General features: G+C 69.9%; 13 protein-coding genes and 1 riboswitch. Of the genes, 5 read left to right on the top strand and 8 right to left on the bottom strand.

Annotated features, from left to right (window positions below; genetic code table 11):
• Positions 1–2: 2 nt before the first annotated feature.
• From K344_RS0114570 to btuB, 7 genes are read right to left on the bottom strand one after another with little or no spacing between them, the layout of a single operon-like run.
• Entirely contained in the window at positions 3–1,469 is a 1,467-nt protein-coding gene (locus K344_RS0114570) for a cobyric acid synthase (RefSeq protein WP_028081281.1), read from the bottom strand.
• On the bottom strand, positions 1,466–2,494 hold the full coding sequence (cobD, locus tag K344_RS0114565; protein WP_028081280.1) for a threonine-phosphate decarboxylase CobD: 1,029 nt from the start codon (positions 2,492–2,494) through the stop codon (positions 1,466–1,468). Before cobD ends, K344_RS0114570 begins: the two co-directional genes overlap by 4 nt.
• Entirely contained in the window at positions 2,487–3,389 is a 903-nt protein-coding gene (gene cbiB, locus K344_RS21905; RefSeq protein ID WP_051362266.1) for an adenosylcobinamide-phosphate synthase CbiB, read from the bottom strand. The genes cobD and cbiB overlap by 8 nt, the downstream gene beginning before the upstream one ends.
• A 29-nt stretch (positions 3,390–3,418) precedes the next feature.
• Positions 3,419–4,711, bottom strand: a complete 1,293-nt coding sequence (locus K344_RS0114555; RefSeq protein ID WP_028081279.1) for a cobyrinic acid a,c-diamide synthase CobB — start codon at positions 4,709–4,711, stop codon at positions 3,419–3,421.
• Positions 4,708–5,319, bottom strand: coding sequence for a cob(I)yrinic acid a,c-diamide adenosyltransferase (gene cobO / locus K344_RS0114550; RefSeq protein ID WP_028081278.1), 612 nt, complete (start codon positions 5,317–5,319; stop codon positions 4,708–4,710). Before cobO ends, K344_RS0114555 begins: the two co-directional genes overlap by 4 nt.
• Before the next feature lie 28 nt (positions 5,320–5,347).
• Complete coding sequence (locus K344_RS21900) at positions 5,348–5,959, bottom strand: hypothetical protein (RefSeq protein WP_051362255.1); 612 nt, start codon at positions 5,957–5,959, stop codon at positions 5,348–5,350.
• Between the two features lie 59 nt (positions 5,960–6,018).
• On the bottom strand, positions 6,019–7,890 hold the full coding sequence (gene btuB, locus K344_RS0114540) for a TonB-dependent vitamin B12 receptor (RefSeq protein ID WP_051362254.1): 1,872 nt from the start codon (positions 7,888–7,890) through the stop codon (positions 6,019–6,021).
• A gap of 129 nt (positions 7,891–8,019) precedes the next feature.
• A riboswitch (cobalamin riboswitch) is annotated at positions 8,020–8,237 on the bottom strand.
• A gap of 108 nt (positions 8,238–8,345) precedes the next feature.
• Here btuB and K344_RS0114535 point away from each other — a divergent pair.
• The 5 genes from K344_RS0114535 (at position 8,346) to K344_RS24135 (ending at position 13,477) form a co-directional block, all read left to right on the top strand.
• The gene (locus K344_RS0114535; RefSeq protein ID WP_028081276.1) at positions 8,346–8,702 is read left to right on the top strand and encodes a Spx/MgsR family RNA polymerase-binding regulatory protein; all 357 of its coding nucleotides are present in this window, start codon (positions 8,346–8,348) and stop codon (positions 8,700–8,702) included.
• A 233-nt stretch (positions 8,703–8,935) separates the two neighbouring features.
• The gene (locus K344_RS0114530) at positions 8,936–11,116 is read left to right on the top strand and encodes a TonB-dependent receptor (protein WP_245586224.1); all 2,181 of its coding nucleotides are present in this window, start codon (positions 8,936–8,938) and stop codon (positions 11,114–11,116) included.
• Between the two features lie 12 nt (positions 11,117–11,128).
• Complete coding sequence (locus tag K344_RS0114525) at positions 11,129–12,136, top strand: pyridoxamine 5'-phosphate oxidase family protein (RefSeq protein WP_028081274.1); 1,008 nt, start codon at positions 11,129–11,131, stop codon at positions 12,134–12,136.
• A complete protein-coding gene (locus K344_RS0114520; protein ID WP_084197470.1) occupies positions 12,111–13,310 on the top strand; it encodes a PepSY-associated TM helix domain-containing protein in 1,200 nt (399 codons plus the stop codon). Before K344_RS0114525 ends, K344_RS0114520 begins: the two co-directional genes overlap by 26 nt.
• Positions 13,307–13,477: a hypothetical protein gene (locus K344_RS24135; RefSeq protein ID WP_157622957.1), complete on the top strand. Its 171-nt coding sequence runs from the start codon at positions 13,307–13,309 to the stop codon at positions 13,475–13,477. Before K344_RS0114520 ends, K344_RS24135 begins: the two co-directional genes overlap by 4 nt.
• A gap of 11 nt (positions 13,478–13,488) precedes the next feature.
• Here the strand turns inward: K344_RS24135 and K344_RS0114510 are convergent, their stop codons facing one another.
• Positions 13,489–13,890, bottom strand: a complete 402-nt coding sequence (locus tag K344_RS0114510; protein ID WP_157622955.1) for a hypothetical protein — start codon at positions 13,888–13,890, stop codon at positions 13,489–13,491.
• Between the last annotated feature and the right edge of the window lie 21 nt (positions 13,891–13,911).

The raw sequence follows: 13,911 nt of genomic DNA, 5'->3' as shown, positions 1-13,911 counted from the left end.
CCTCATGTGTTGATGCCGAGCAGCGCGAAGGTGCGACGCAGATCGAGATGCGCTTCCAGCGCGTCGGCGAGACGCTCCAGCGCCCTCTCGCGCAGCGCGGCGCGGTCGATCGGCTGCGCATCGGCCAGCCCGGCCCAGGCGAGCAGCGCGCGACAGGCCTGCGGCGTATCGCACAGACCGTGCAGATAGGTCGCGGCGACCTGGCCGTCGTCGCTGAGCGCACCGTCGTCGCGGCCGTCCGCCAGTCGTGCCAGCGGCCGCGACAGCGCCGGCCCGCGGCTGATGCCGGCGTGAATCTCGTAGCCGCGGATGGCGGGTTCGCCCGGCAAGGCGAGCCGGCCGTCGATGTTGCGGAGCTGCTTGCGCGCTTCGAGCGTCGTGTGCAGATCGAGCAGGCCCAGGCCTTCGCTGCTGCCGGCCTCGCCTTCGATCGCCAGCGGATCGGCGATCGTGCGGCCGAGCATCTGCAGGCCGCCGCAGATGCCGAGCAGGCGCCCGCCGTAGCGCAGGTGCTTCCGCAGGTACGCCGGCCAGCCGTGCGCGCGCAGATGCGCGAGATCGCCGCGTACCGATTTCGAGCCGGGCAGGATCACCAGGTCAGCCGGCGGCGGCGTGTCGTGCGGGCCGACATAGCGGAAGTCGATCTGCGGATGCGCGCGCAGCGCGTCGAAGTCGGTGTGATTGCTGATGTGCGGCAGCACCGGCACGACGACACGCAGGCGCGCATCGTGCTTGTGCGCCTCGCCGCGTGCGATCGCGTCCTCGGCGTCGAGATCGAGGCCATGCAGGTACGGCAGCACGCCGAGCACCGGCTTGCCGCTGCGTTCTTCGAGCCAGCGCAGTCCCGGTTCGAGCAGCGCGAGGTCGCCACGGAAACGGTTGATGACGAAACCGCGCACGCGCGCCTGCTCGCTGTCCGCCAGCAGCGCCAGCGTGCCGACCAGATGCGCGAACACGCCGCCGCGGTCGATGTCGGCGATCAGGATCACCGGGCAATCGGCCTCCTCGGCGAAGCCCATGTTGGCGATGTCGTGCGCGCGCAGATTGATCTCGGCCGGCGAGCCGGCGCCTTCGACGATGATCGCGTCGTACCGCGCGGCGAGCCGCGCGTGCGATGCGAACACGGCCCCGCGCGCGACGCGCTTGTAATCGTGATAGGCCCGCGCGTCCATGTTGGCGAGCGCACGGCCGTGCACGATGACCTGCGCGCCGGTGTCGCTCATCGGTTTCAGCAGGATCGGATTCAGGTCCGAGGTCGGCGCGATGCCGGCGGCCTGCGCCTGCAGCGCCTGGGCGCGGCCGATCTCGCCGCCGTCGACGGTGACGGCGCTGTTCAAGGCCATGTTCTGCGGCTTGAACGGCGCGACGCGCACGCCGCGCCGGTGCAGCACGCGGCACAGGCCGGCGACCAGCGTGCTCTTGCCGGCGTCCGACGTCGTGCCCTGCACCATCAATGTCTTCGCGCTCATGCGGCAAGTCCGCCGCGCAGTTCGCGCGACGCGTCGCGCAACGCGATGCCGAGCCGTGTCCAGCTGTCGGGCGGCGGCAGGCCGAAGCGCAGGCTTGCCGGCGTGCCGTCGTCGCTCTTGAACAGGCGCGTCAGCACGGCGCGCCGCGCGAGTGCATCGTGCAGGCGGGCCGCCTGCGGCGTCGCCAGCCACTGGAACAATGCGCAGCCGCCGCGGGGCTCCCAGCCGTGCATCGCGAGCAAGGCCGCGAGCTTGTGCGACTGTTCGTGCAGGCGCAGGCGCGCGCTGCTTTGCCAGCCCCGGTCGGCAAGCGCCGCGACGGCGATGACGCGCGACGGTCCGGCGATCGGCCACGGGCCCAGCGCTTCGGCGAGCCGATCGCGCAGGCCCCCGCTTGCGCCGACGAAGCCGACGCGCGCGCCGGCGAGGCCGAAGAACTTGCCGAGCGAACGCAGCACGATCAATCCCTCGCGCCGGCTCGCCTCGGCGACGAGGCTGCGCTGGCGTTCGCCGTCGATGAAGGCCTCGTCGACGATCAGCCAGCCGTCGCGCGCGGCGAGCGTGGCGTGCCAGCCGAGCAGCGTGTCGGCATCGAAACACGCGCCGTCGGGATTGTTCGGGTTGCCGACCACCAGCACCTCGCAGTGCGCTGCCGCTGCCGCGCCTTGCGCCGCGCCGATGGCGGTCACCTCATGACCGGCGCGGCGCCACTGATAGGCGTGCTCGGCGTAGCTCGGTGCGAGTACCGCGACCCGCGATCGCCGGCGCAGCCGCGGCAGCTGCTGGATTGCCGCCTGCGAGCCGGCGACCGCCAGCACATCGGCGCCGTAGTAGCGCTGCGCGGCGGCGCGCAGTTCGTCGTCGTCATCAGGCAAGACATGCAGTGCGACGGCGGCAGCAACCGCGTCGGCCGGCGACGGCAGCCACGGCTGCGGATTGAGGCCGGTTGACAGATCGAGCCATTGCGCGGGCTCGCAGCCGTAACGCAGCGCCGCCGCGCGCGGGCGTCCGCCGTGTTCAAGCATGGCGCCGGCACTCCACGCACAGCACGATCGCGATGATGACGACGAGCCACAAGGCCAGTGTGCGCGCGACCAGGCGCAGCGCCCGTTCGATGCTCGCCGCATCCGCCGCCGCGCCGCCGCCGATCAGGGGCTTGTCCTGCCAGCAGCCGTGATAGAAGGCGCCGCCGCCGAGCGTGACGCCGAGACTGCCGGCGCCGCTCGTCATCACCGCTCCGCCGTTCGGGCTTGCGCACAGACGCGCCTGTGTGCGCCAGCAGCGCAGCGCCGAGCGCGCATCGCCGAGCACGGCGTAGCCGAGCGCGGTGAGTCGCGCCGGGGCGTAGTTCAGCACGTCGTCGAACCGCGCCGCCGCCCAGCCGAATGCCGCGTAGCGCGGCGTGCGATAGCCCCACATCGCGTCCAGCGTGTTGACCAGCCGGTAGGCGACGGCGCCGGGCGCGCCGGCGATCGCGAACCAGAACAGCGCGCCCAACACGGCGTCATTGCCGTTCTCGAGCACCGACTCGGTGGCCGCCGCCGCGACGCGCGATGCGTCCATGCCCTGCGTGTCGCGGCTGACGATCTCGCCGACGCGGGCGCGCGCCGCCGGCAGATCGCCGGCGCGCAAGGCCGCGGCGACGCGCTGTGCGTGTTCGCGCAGGCTGCGATGGCCGATGCAGAAATACAGGGTGACGACGGTGCATGCGACCCCGAAGATGCCCCGTGCGGCGAGCCAGGCGCTGGCGCCCAGCGCCGGCGCGACGAGCAGCAGGACCGCGCACGCGCCGCGCAGGCGGCGGGCCCGGCCGCGGTTCAGCGCGGCTTCGCAACGCGACGCGAGCGCGCCGAACCCGGCCAGCGGGTGCGCGCGCCGCGGCTCGCCGAGCATGGCATCGAGCGCAAGCGCCGCCAGCATCGCCAGCGGCGTCGCGAATGCCGCGATGCTCACGGCCGCGCTCCGAACAGTCGGGCCGTCGCCGACGGATTCGACGCGAAATGGAAATGCACGTACGACGCGATCAAGGCCCCGTCGCGATAGACCGCCTCGCCCCCGCCGCCGTGTGGCGTGCGCGCCCGCAGCGTCGGCGCCAGCGCGCTCTGCAGCGACGAGTAGTGAAAGCTGTGACCGCGCAGTTCGCCGTCATCGAAGGCGACGCCCTGCAGCGCGAGCGCTTGCAAGCGTGGCTGCATCGTCGCTGTGGCGTCGAGCAGACCGGCGAGCGCGTGCGCGACGCCATCGCCATCGACGAGCGTTCGGCAGATCGCCATCAGGCCGCCGCATTCGGCGAGCAGCGGTTTGCCGGCCGCGTGATGCGCGCGCAGCGCGGCGAGCATCGACGTGTTCGCCGCCAGCCGCGCCGCATGCAGTTCCGGGTAGCCGCCGGGCAACCAGACTGCGTCGCAAGCGGGCAATGCCGCGTCGCGCAGCGGCGAGAAGAATCGCGTTTCGGCGCCGAGCGCGTGCAGGCAATCGAGGTTCGCCGGGTAGATGAAGCCGAGCGCTTCGTCGCGGGCAACCGCGATCCGTTGGCCGGCGAGCCGTGCTGCGATCGGCGCGGCCGCGGCGTGGCTGAAGGCGACGGTCGGCAGCGACGCGAAATCGAGCGCGCCGCCCAGGGCATCGGCGGCCGCGTCGAGTCGCCTGTCGAGGTCGGCGATCTCGCCGGCCTGCAGCAGGCCGAGATGACGTTCCGGCAGTTCAAATGCCGCGGCGCGCGGCAGGTGGCCGAGCCACGCGATGCCGTCGGGCAGGCCATCGGCCAGCATTCGCGCATGGCCGGCGCTGCCGACCCGGTTGGCGAACACGCCGAAGAACGGCAGCGTCTGGCGATAGCGCGCGAGGCCGAATGCCAGCGCGGCGAAAGTCTGCGCCATCGCCGATGCGTCGATCACCGCGAGGACCGCAATGCCGAAGCGCTGCGCGAGATCGGCGCTCGATGGCGTGCCGTCGTAAAGCCCCATCACGCCTTCGATCAGGATAAGGTCGGCGTGCAGCGCGGCCTCGTGCAGCAGCGCGCGACAGCCGGCTTCGCCGACCATCCACAGATCGAGCTGATACACCGCCGCGCCGCTCGCGCGTTCGAGCAGCATCGGATCGAGAAAGTCCGGGCCGGTCTTGAACACGCGCACGCGCAGGCCATCGCGTCGTGCCCGGCGCGCGAGCGCGGCCGTCACCGTGGTCTTGCCCTGGCCCGAGGCCGGCGCGGAAATCAGCAGCGCACGGCAAGTTGCGCTCACAACTCGATGCCCTTCTGCGCCTTGATGCCGGCGGAGAACGCGTGTTTGACGACCATCATCTCGGTGACGGTATCGGCGGCGGCGATCAGTTCCGGCGGTGCGGCGCGGCCGGTGACGACGACATGCTGCATGGGTGGGCGCGCGGCGAGCGCGGCGACGACTTTCTGCACATCGAGATAGCGATGCTTGAGCGCGATGTTCAGCTCATCGAGCACGACCAGTTCATACGCCGGATCGCGCAGTAGCTCCAGCGTGACGTCCCAGGCCGCGCGCGCGGCACGCATATCGCGCCCGCGATCCTGCGTTTCCCAGGTATAGCCCTCGCCCATCACGTGATAGCGAATCTCGGGAAAGCGCCGGAAGAACAGCTCCTCGCCGGTCTGCCAACGGCCCTTGATGTACTGCACGACGCCGACCTTCATGCCGTGACCGAGTGCGCGCGCGAGCATGCCGAACGCCGACGAGCTCTTGCCCTTGCCGTTGCCGGTCAGCACCAGCAGCACGCCGCGCTCGGTCTGCGCGGCTTTGATCCTGCCGTCGACGACGGCCTTCTTGCGCTGCATGCGCGCGCGATGGCGCTCGGCCAGACCGTCGTCGCCGCTGCTCATGTCGACCGCCGCGATGCGTGGAAAGCGCTCAGGCCTTCGGCAGTTCGTCGCGCGTGCCACGCAGCTCCGGCAGCAGCGCCGCGGCGGCGACATGCAGCAGCGCGATGATCGCCAGATAGCCCGGCGTGACCGTGGTGAAGTTAACGTAGTACTGCGCGAAGCGCGCCAGATACTCGGCGGCGTTCGGATCGGCGTAGCGGCCGCCGAGCCAGTAGAACGAGCCGTTCGAGATCAGGTACGCGAGATGCGTGGCGATGATGGCGGCCATCGCGAAGCGCAGCAGCGTCACCGGCCTGAAGCTGTAGCCGCGGCGCAGCCACGCGCCGCCCAGCCACAGCGCAGCGTGCGTCGGCACGAGAAAGGCGTAGGCCGGCGTCACGCAGTAATTGCTGATGCCGAGATGCTGGATGACGATGTAGTCGATCGCCGCCGATTCGAGCATCAGTGCCGCGAACACAGCCAGGCCGCGCCGCCCGGCGAAATAGAAGCCGCCGGCGAAGAACGTCGCCCACGATGCATCCGGCAGTTGCGCGAAATGCGCGTAGCGCGTGCTCAGCATCAGCAGCGCGAGCAGGCCGAAGATGGTCAGCTGCGAGGTGCGGCCCGGATTCAGAGTCGCGGCGTTGGAGCGAGTGTTCATCGGACTTCCTGTCGTGTGGAAGAAGTGCCCGGCGCCGTCGCGGCGCCGGGCGAGGGACTTCAGTTGCCGGGCGTGTAGCGGACCGTGAAGAACCAGCCGGTGCCGAGCGAGTTGTAGCCGGCGACCGTTTCGTAGTCCTTGTCGAACACGTTGGCGGCCTTGGCCTGCAGCGTCCACGACGGCAGCACGCGGTAGTCGACGCGCAGGTCGACGGTCGTGTAGCCGCCGAGCGGTTTGCTGTTTTGCGGGTCGTCGTAGCGGTCGCCGGAGGCGAACACCGTGGTCCCGAATGACAGCGCGCGCCAGTCGTAGTCGAGGTCGGCGCGCGCGGTTTGCCGCGCACGGCGCGGCAGCTCGTTGCCCTTGTTGTCGCCCTCGCTGCGATTCTCGGGATCGAGCCAGTTGAGGTAGAGCTGCGAGCGGAAGGCGGCGACGCTGGCCCCGAGCTGGACTTCGACGCCCGTGATGCGGGCATCGCCGATGTTGGCGGCGGAGTACGTCTCCGGGTTGTATGTAATCAGCTCGTCGACCGTCGTGCGATAGCCGTTGAGGCCCCAGTTCCAGTCGGCGCCGGCCGCGTGATGACGACCGCCGATATTCAGCTCGACGCTGTGCGAGGTCTCCGGCTTCAGATTCGGATCGCCATAGCCAAACGGGTAGTACAGGTCGTTGAAGCTCGGTGCCTTGAATGCCGAGGCATACGACGCGCCGGCGCACAGGCCGTTGGCGAAGCGATAGCCGTAGGCCAGCGCGCCGGTATCGTGCCCGCCGTACTGCTGGTTGTCGTCGTGACGACCCGACAGCTGCATTTCGTGGCCGCCCCAGCCGCCCTGGTACTGCGCATAGATGCCGGTGTTGTCGCGCGATGTCTTGGTGTAGTCGGTATCGCTGCTGACGCGATCATGGGTGTAGTCGACGCCAAGGCTGGCGAGCTGGTGCTCGGCGATGTGCAGATCGTTCTGCCAGCTGTAGGTATCGCGGTAGGTGTCGATCGAGCCGCGGTTGCTGATGGCATCGTCGGTATGCTTGAACGAGTCCGACCAGTCCTGTGCCTCGCCGGCTGTCAGCGTCACGTCCCAGATCGCCAGTGGCGAGACGCGCGCCGAGCCGCCGAACAGTTGCTGCACGCCGTAGTTCTCGTTGGTGTAGCCGTCGTACCAGTTGTGGCTGTCGGCGCGCAGGTAGTGCGCTTCGAGCGCGGCGCCGTTCGCGAATTTCCAGCCGGTATTGAAGCTGCCCGACGCGCTGCGGAAGCCGTCGTGATCCGCTTCGCCCGCCGACGGTTGTGCATTGATGCCGTCGGTCGTCGTGCCGGATAGCCCGAGGCTGTACCAGCCACCGCCGCCGTAGCCGCCGCGCAGGCTGCCCTCGACCTTGCCGCTGCCGTAGTTGCCGCCACCGATCGAGAAGGCCGGCGTCGGCGAACCATCGGTGCTGCCGCGCCTGGTGAAGATCTGCATCACGCCGCCGATCGCTTCCGAGCCGTAGAGACTCGAACGCGGGCCGCGGACGATCTCGATGTGATCGATCAGGTCGACCGGAAGCTGCTCGTAGGCGGTCGAGCCCAGCGTGGCCGAGCCGACCTTGATGCCGTCGATCAGCACCACCATGTGATCGGAATTCGTGCCGCGCATGAACAGCGACGTGGCCTTGCCCGGACCGCCGTTGCTGACGATCTGCGCGCCGGGCAGGCCGTTCAGCAGTTCCGGCAGATCGCGCGGCTGCAGGCGATCGATGTCGTCGCGCGTGATGACGGTGACCGCGGCGAGCGAGTCGTCGGCCTTCTCGGCGACGCGGCTGGCGGTGACGATGACGGTGTCGGCGTCGGCCGCGTCGGCCATCGCGACTGCGACGGGCACGGCGGCTGTCTGCGCGTAGGCGGGCGCCGCGCCGGCGGCGATGAGTGCAACGAGCGCCTTGCGAAAAGGCATGGTCGGTCTCCCTGTGCCGGCGCCCCACGCGACGGCGATGATCGAAGGACGAGCACGCGGGAGATGCGACGGGCAGGCGGAAACACCGCCTGTTCCGGCCGCGCCCACCGCGAGCCTTGACGTGGAGCGACGAGGCTCCGGTTCCGGGCCGGTATCCGGGCTCGCGGGTTTGCCGATCAGCGCCTTCCCATGTCCTGCGACACAGTGGCGTCGTGCTGACGGACGACTCGCTTACCGTTGCGGGGGCAGCGCCGGCCTTGTCGTCTTCGCACGAAGAACGACGCACCGGCTTCCCGTTTAACCGCGCCGCCGGATGGCGGCACGGCACCTGGAACGGCGCGAACTGTATGCGAGCGGCGCAGGCCGGACAAGGCCATGGCAAAAGCGCGCAGACGCGCTGAACGATATGGCCAGGCCGCCTACAATGCCGCCGACCCCGGCCTCCCGACATCGCGATGATCACGCTCTACGGCATCAAGAACTGCGACACGGTGCAGCGCGCGCGCCGGCGCCTCGACGACGAGGGCATCGCCTACCGCTTCCACGACTTCAAGTCCGAAGGCCTGTCGCGCGAGCTCGCGCAGCGCTGGATCGATGCGCTCGGCGTCGATGGCCTCGTCAATCGCAAGGGCACGACCTGGCGCAAGCTGGACGCGGCGACCCGCGAAGGGCTGAGCGCCACCAACGCCGCCGCCCTGCTCGCGCGCGAGCCCTCGCTGGTGAAGCGCCCGGTGATTGATCGCAGCGGCAGCTTGTCGGCCGGCTTCGCGAAGGCCGACGAGGACGCCATCGTCGCGCGCCTGCGCGGCTGACACCGGGCTGTCGCGGCGACGCGCCGGCGTTGCGCGGTCCGGCCGGCGCGCGCAGAATTCCCCGACGCCGCGCCAGCCAGTTCCCCGACGAGCCACGCCGCACTCGTGATGTCCGCCCTGGGGAACGGATGGGACTCGTCAATCGCCGCGCGGCTGTCGCGCCGCTCGTCTTCATGTCGTTGTGCGCCACGTTCTGCGGCGGCGCCGCTGCGCAGGCGGATGGATCGTTACTGATGATTCCGCTCGAAGCCGAGGCCGCGCCGCCGCTTGCGGCGCCGGCACCGTCTGTCGAGGCGCCGGTCGAAACGGTGATCGTCACCGGCGAGCTCCTCCGCCGCCCGGCCGAGCGCACGACGAGCAGCGTCAGCGTGCACTCCGGCGAGGAGATCGAGCGCTCGACGGCGCGCGACGTTTACGACGTCATCGCCGCCACACCGAACGCGCGGCTCGAAGACAGCGATTATGGCGTCGGCGGCATCACGCTGCGCGGCATCGGCAGTTACGGCGCCAGCGGCTCCGGCGCGTACGCGGCGTACAGCACGTCGTCGGCGATCGTCTTCGATGGCGTCGGCCTGCCGCGCTCGGCGCTGAGCTATGCCGATCTCTCGGCCTTCGATCTCGCTTCGGTCGAAATCTTCCGCGGCCCGCAGTCCACCAGTCAGGGCCGCAATGCGATGGCCGGCGCCGTCATCGTCAATACCGCCGAGCCGCAGATCGACAGCAGTTTCTCGCCGTTCCTGCGCGGGCGTTTCGCCGGCGGCAATGACGACCAGCAGCAATACGCCGGCGCCGTCGGCACGACGCTGTGGCCGGACCGCTTAGCCGTGCGCGTGGTCGGCGACGATCGCCGCGACGGCGGTGACATCGACAACCGCACGCGCGACGAAGACGACTGGGCGCGGCGGCGCAGCCGCAGCACGCGCGTGCGCGCGAGCCTGCGGCCGAGCGGCATCGGCAGTGCCTACGAGGCGCTGGTCAGCTTCGCCGACCTGCGGCGCTATCAGGGCAGCACATACGTGCCGCAAAGCGAGGAACGCGCGCGCGCGTCGCTCAGCAATGCGCCGCAGGATTACGACAATCACTCGCAGCTCGGCTCTCTCGATCAGCGCCTGCGCCTCGGCGAGCGCTGGCGCGTGCGAGCCATCAGCGCCTACATCCGCTCGGAAACGCAGAGCCGCTTCGACATCGACTACAGCGCCGACGATCAGGGCGCGACGCTGCAGAACGAGGACGCGCACGCGTTCTCGCAGGAGCTGCGCCTCGACTACAGCGGCGAGCGGCTGCGCGGCAGCTTCGGCGCGTATTACTACAAGGACAGCAACGGCGACGATTCGACCGGCCATATCAACATCAACGGCCTGCTGCAGGCGTCCGGCTTCTGCGGCGCGCAGATTCTCTGTACGGCGCCGCTCGGCAACATCCTTTTCGGCTCCGGCTCGCCGTCGCACGTCGAGGATATGGCGCTGTTCGGCGAGGTCGACTGGCTGCTCACCGACCGCCTGACGCTGACCGGCGGCGCACGCGTCGACCGCGAGAAAAACGATCGCGTGATCAGCAGCCACTACACCGGCGACACCCCCGTGGCGACGGCGATCGTCGGTCTGCTCGGCAGCGCCGGCGTGCTGCCGGCCGATGGGGAAACGAAGGTGTCGCGCGAATTCTCCGACGTACTGCCGAAACTGGCGGCGAGCTACGAGGTGTTCGACGGCTGGTTCGCCGGCGCCGCGTATTCCGAGGGCTATCGCCCTGGCGGCGACGGCTACAACCAGGTATCCGGCCGCCATTTCAGCTTTGATTCCGAACAGACGCGCAATTACGAGCTGTCGTTCAAGGGTCGCTACCGCCCCTGGCACCTCGATGCCGCGCTGAACCTGTTCCATACGCGCTGGGACGACATGCAGATCCAGCTCGGATCCGGCGTCGACAACTACATGGGCAACGCCGGCCCCGCGTACATTCGCGGCGGCGAGCTGGAACTGAGCTGGCAGCCGTGGCGCGTGCTGCGCGTGGTCGGCGGGTACGGCATCGCCTACGGCCGCTTCGGCGACGATGTGATCGTCGCCGACGGCGCCGATCTGTCCGGCAACCATCTGCCGAGAGCGCCGGACTACACCGCGGCCCTGGCACTCGAATGGACGCCGTGGCCGGCGCTGCTGATCCGCCCGGATGTGCAGTGGACCGGCAAGGCCGCCGCGGCGGCGGACAACGCGCCGCCGCACGAGCTGCCGAGCTACGCCCTCGTCAATCTCTCGCTGCGCTGGTCGGCCGGCCACTTCACGCTGTTCTTCACCGGCAGCAATCTGACCGATGCGCGCTACCGCAAGGACGCCAACAACTACGCGTTCAACGGCACCGAAGTCGTCAGCCTCGGCGACAGCCGCCGCATCGCCGGCGGCCTGGAATTCATGTTCTGAAGGAGAAGCGCGATGACGACGATCATTCGTGATGCCGAATCCCTGCAAGCCTGCGTCGGCAAGCTGCCGGGACCGCGCGATCTGAAAGTCATCGATTTCATCGACGCGCATGCGCAACGCTGGATCGGCAGCGCGCCGTTTGCCTTCTTCGCGTTCGCACGCGGCGACGCGCTGACGATCAGCGCAGCCGGCGGCGCGCGCGGCTTCGTCTGTGTCGTCGATCCGCACACGCTGCGCCTGCCGCGCGCGGCGCTCGACCGCGACGCCGACGCGCAGGCCGGTGCGAGCTTCGGTTCGCTGTTCCTGTCGCCGGGCCTCGGCGAGACACTGCGCGTCAACGGCCGCGTCGCGGCGGTTGATGCCGAAACCGTCACGCTGGTCGTCGCCGAGTGCTATCTGCATTGCGCCAAGGCACTGATGCGCTCGGCGTTCTGGGACAGCGCGCCGCTCGACGATGCGCCGACCGATTCCCGCGCGCTGCTCGCCGCGAGCCGCTTCATGGCGCTGGCGACCGTCGACGATCAGGGCCGCGTCGACGTCAGTCCCAAGGGCGATCCGGCCGGCGCGCTGCTGCAGTGGCACGACGGCAGCGCCTGGTATGCCGACCGTCCCGGCAACCGCCGCGTCGACAGCTTCCGCAACATCCTCACGCAGCCACGCGTCGCCGCGCTCGCGCTGCTGCCCGGCGCCACGACCCTGCTGACGCTGCACGGCCGCGCTTCGATCATCAGCGATGCGCCGCTGGCCAGCGCGTTCGCCGTCGATGGCCGCGTGCCGAGGCTCGTCACGCAGATCGACGACCTCCGGCTCGCGACCGCCGAAAGCGCCGCGCTGCGATGCGCGCGACTATGGCCGGCAGCGCCGGCGGACGAGCAGCTCGATCCGGCCGCGACCTTCGCCGCGCACGTCAAGCTCAGCAAGACACGCGGCCTGGCCGCCGGCATCGCCCGCGCGGCGCTGTCGGTACCGGGCCTCATGGACAAGGGTCTGCAGCATGACTACAAAAACAATCTCTACTGAAACCGACAGCGGCGCCGGCGCGGCGAAGACCGGCGCGAGTTCGCGCTGGTTCCGCTTCAATCTCTGGCTGCATCGCTGGACGAGCCTCATCGCGACCGTGCCGTTTCTCGTGCTGTGCCTGAGCGGCACGGTGCTGATCTTCCACGAGGAGATCGACGATGCGACGGGTATCGTGCCGACTGCGCAGGCCGCGGACGCGCCGCAGCGGCCGATCGCCGAGGGCATTGCCAACGTGCTCGCCGCGCATCCGGGCGAACGCGCGCTGAGCATCGGCATCGATCCGGAGCATCATCCGGGCGTGCTGCTCGTCGTCACCGCGGCGGCGGCCGAGACCACGTTCGACCACGCGACGCTGCGCTTCGCCGATCTGGCGACGGCGCAGCCGATCGGCGAATCCGATCCGGCGAAGACGCTGACCGGCTTCCTGCTCGAACTGCACGCGCAATGGTTCCTTGGCCCGCTTGGCGAGGTGATCGGCGCGCTGATCGCGCTGCTCGTGTTCCTGTCGCTGCTCTCCGGCCTCGTCGTCTACGCGCCATACGTCAAGCGCATCGCCTTCGGCGTGCTGCGCCGCGGCCGCGGCGCGCGACTGCTGCAGCTCGACCTGCACAACTTCATCGGCGCGATCGTGCTCGGCTGGGCGCTGGTCGTCACCGTCACCGGATTCCTGCTCGGCTTCTCGACGGTCGCCATCATGGTCTGGCAGGCGACCGAGCTCGGCGCGATGCGCGCGCAGGCCGGCCGGATGGCGCCGGTCGATGCCCTGCGCCCGCCGGCCGACGCCGACCGCGCGATCGCCGCGGCGCTGGCGAAAGCCGAAGACGGCCGCCAGGTCACGTCGCTGATCTTCCCGGACACCAGCTTCTCGACGCCACGCCACTACACCGTGCTGCTGAACGGCCGCAGCGGCATCGAGCGGCGCCTGTTCACCGCCGCCATCGTCGACGCCGGGAGCGGCGAACTGACGACTTACGCCGAGCCGCCGACCTACCTGAAGGCCATCATCCTGTCCGAGCCGCTGCACTTCGGCGATTACGGCGGCCTGCCGCTCAAGCTGCTGTGGACGGCCTGCACCTGGCTGACGCTGTTCATCACCGCCAACGGCGCCTGGCTGTGGTGGGATCGCCGACGGCGGCGCGCCGCCAAGGCACCGCTCGAAGGCGTGCCGGCATGAGCGGACGGCGCACCTTGTGGTGGGTCGCGGCGCGCGCGCTAATCGGTGCCGGCGGCATCGTCGGCATGCTGCTGGTCGACGGCGGCGTCGGCGACGGCCTGCTGTTTCTCCTTGCCGCATCGCCGCTGCTCCACGGCTGGTGGCGCTGGCAGAGGTCGCGCCCCTGAAGCGCGGGGCGCTATTGCGCGGCCCGCACCCAGCGCCAGGCGGTGATGGCCTGCAGCAGGGCGAGCAGCAGCGTGAACGTCAGCAGCAGCCACTGGCTGTAGTCCGGCGGCGTGTGGCGCAGTTCGCCGAGCAGATGTCCGGCGTGCGCGAGCACGTAGAGCCCGCTGGCGACGAACACCGTCCAGCGCAGCCAGCGCTGCGCGCCGTACATGAGCGCGACGGCGAAAGCCATCGGCACGACGTTGAACAGCAGTCGCAGCACGATCAGCTGCGGCGGCTGGCTACCGCTGGCGTCGGGCACCTTGAGATCGATGCCGTAGAAAAGACCGCTGAGGTTGTAGTTGAAGTGCAGCATCATGCAGATGCACATCAGCACCCAAAATAGCACTAGGCGTTGCGCAAGGGTCGCCATGGATCGTCTCCGCTGGAATGG

It is taken from the genome of Solimonas soli DSM 21787 (assembly GCF_000474945.1).
In the GTDB taxonomy this organism is placed as follows: Bacteria; Pseudomonadota; Gammaproteobacteria; order Nevskiales; family Nevskiaceae; genus Solimonas; species Solimonas soli.
Note: the sequence above shows the minus strand (reverse complement) of the source record. Positions and strands in the feature narration are given on the sequence as shown.

Coding starts and splice junctions, on each gene's coding strand:
- cobD (WP_028081280.1), bottom strand. CDS start 2,494: ATGCTTGAACACGGCGGACGCCCGCGCGCGGCGGCGCTGCGTTACGGC.
- cobO (WP_028081278.1), bottom strand. CDS start 5,319: ATGAGCAGCGGCGACGACGGTCTGGCCGAGCGCCATCGCGCGCGCATG.
- K344_RS0114535 (WP_028081276.1), top strand. CDS start 8,346: ATGATCACGCTCTACGGCATCAAGAACTGCGACACGGTGCAGCGCGCG.
- btuB (WP_051362254.1), bottom strand. CDS start 7,890: ATGCCTTTTCGCAAGGCGCTCGTTGCACTCATCGCCGCCGGCGCGGCG.
- K344_RS0114510 (WP_157622955.1), bottom strand. CDS start 13,890: ATGGCGACCCTTGCGCAACGCCTAGTGCTATTTTGGGTGCTGATGTGC.
- K344_RS0114530 (WP_245586224.1), top strand. CDS start 8,936: ATGATTCCGCTCGAAGCCGAGGCCGCGCCGCCGCTTGCGGCGCCGGCA.
- cbiB (WP_051362266.1), bottom strand. CDS start 3,389: ATGCTGGCGGCGCTTGCGCTCGATGCCATGCTCGGCGAGCCGCGGCGC.
- K344_RS0114570 (WP_028081281.1), bottom strand. CDS start 1,469: ATGAGCGCGAAGACATTGATGGTGCAGGGCACGACGTCGGACGCCGGC.
- K344_RS21900 (WP_051362255.1), bottom strand. CDS start 5,959: ATGAACACTCGCTCCAACGCCGCGACTCTGAATCCGGGCCGCACCTCG.
- K344_RS0114520 (WP_084197470.1), top strand. CDS start 12,111: ATGACTACAAAAACAATCTCTACTGAAACCGACAGCGGCGCCGGCGCG.
- K344_RS24135 (WP_157622957.1), top strand. CDS start 13,307: ATGAGCGGACGGCGCACCTTGTGGTGGGTCGCGGCGCGCGCGCTAATC.
- K344_RS0114525 (WP_028081274.1), top strand. CDS start 11,129: ATGACGACGATCATTCGTGATGCCGAATCCCTGCAAGCCTGCGTCGGC.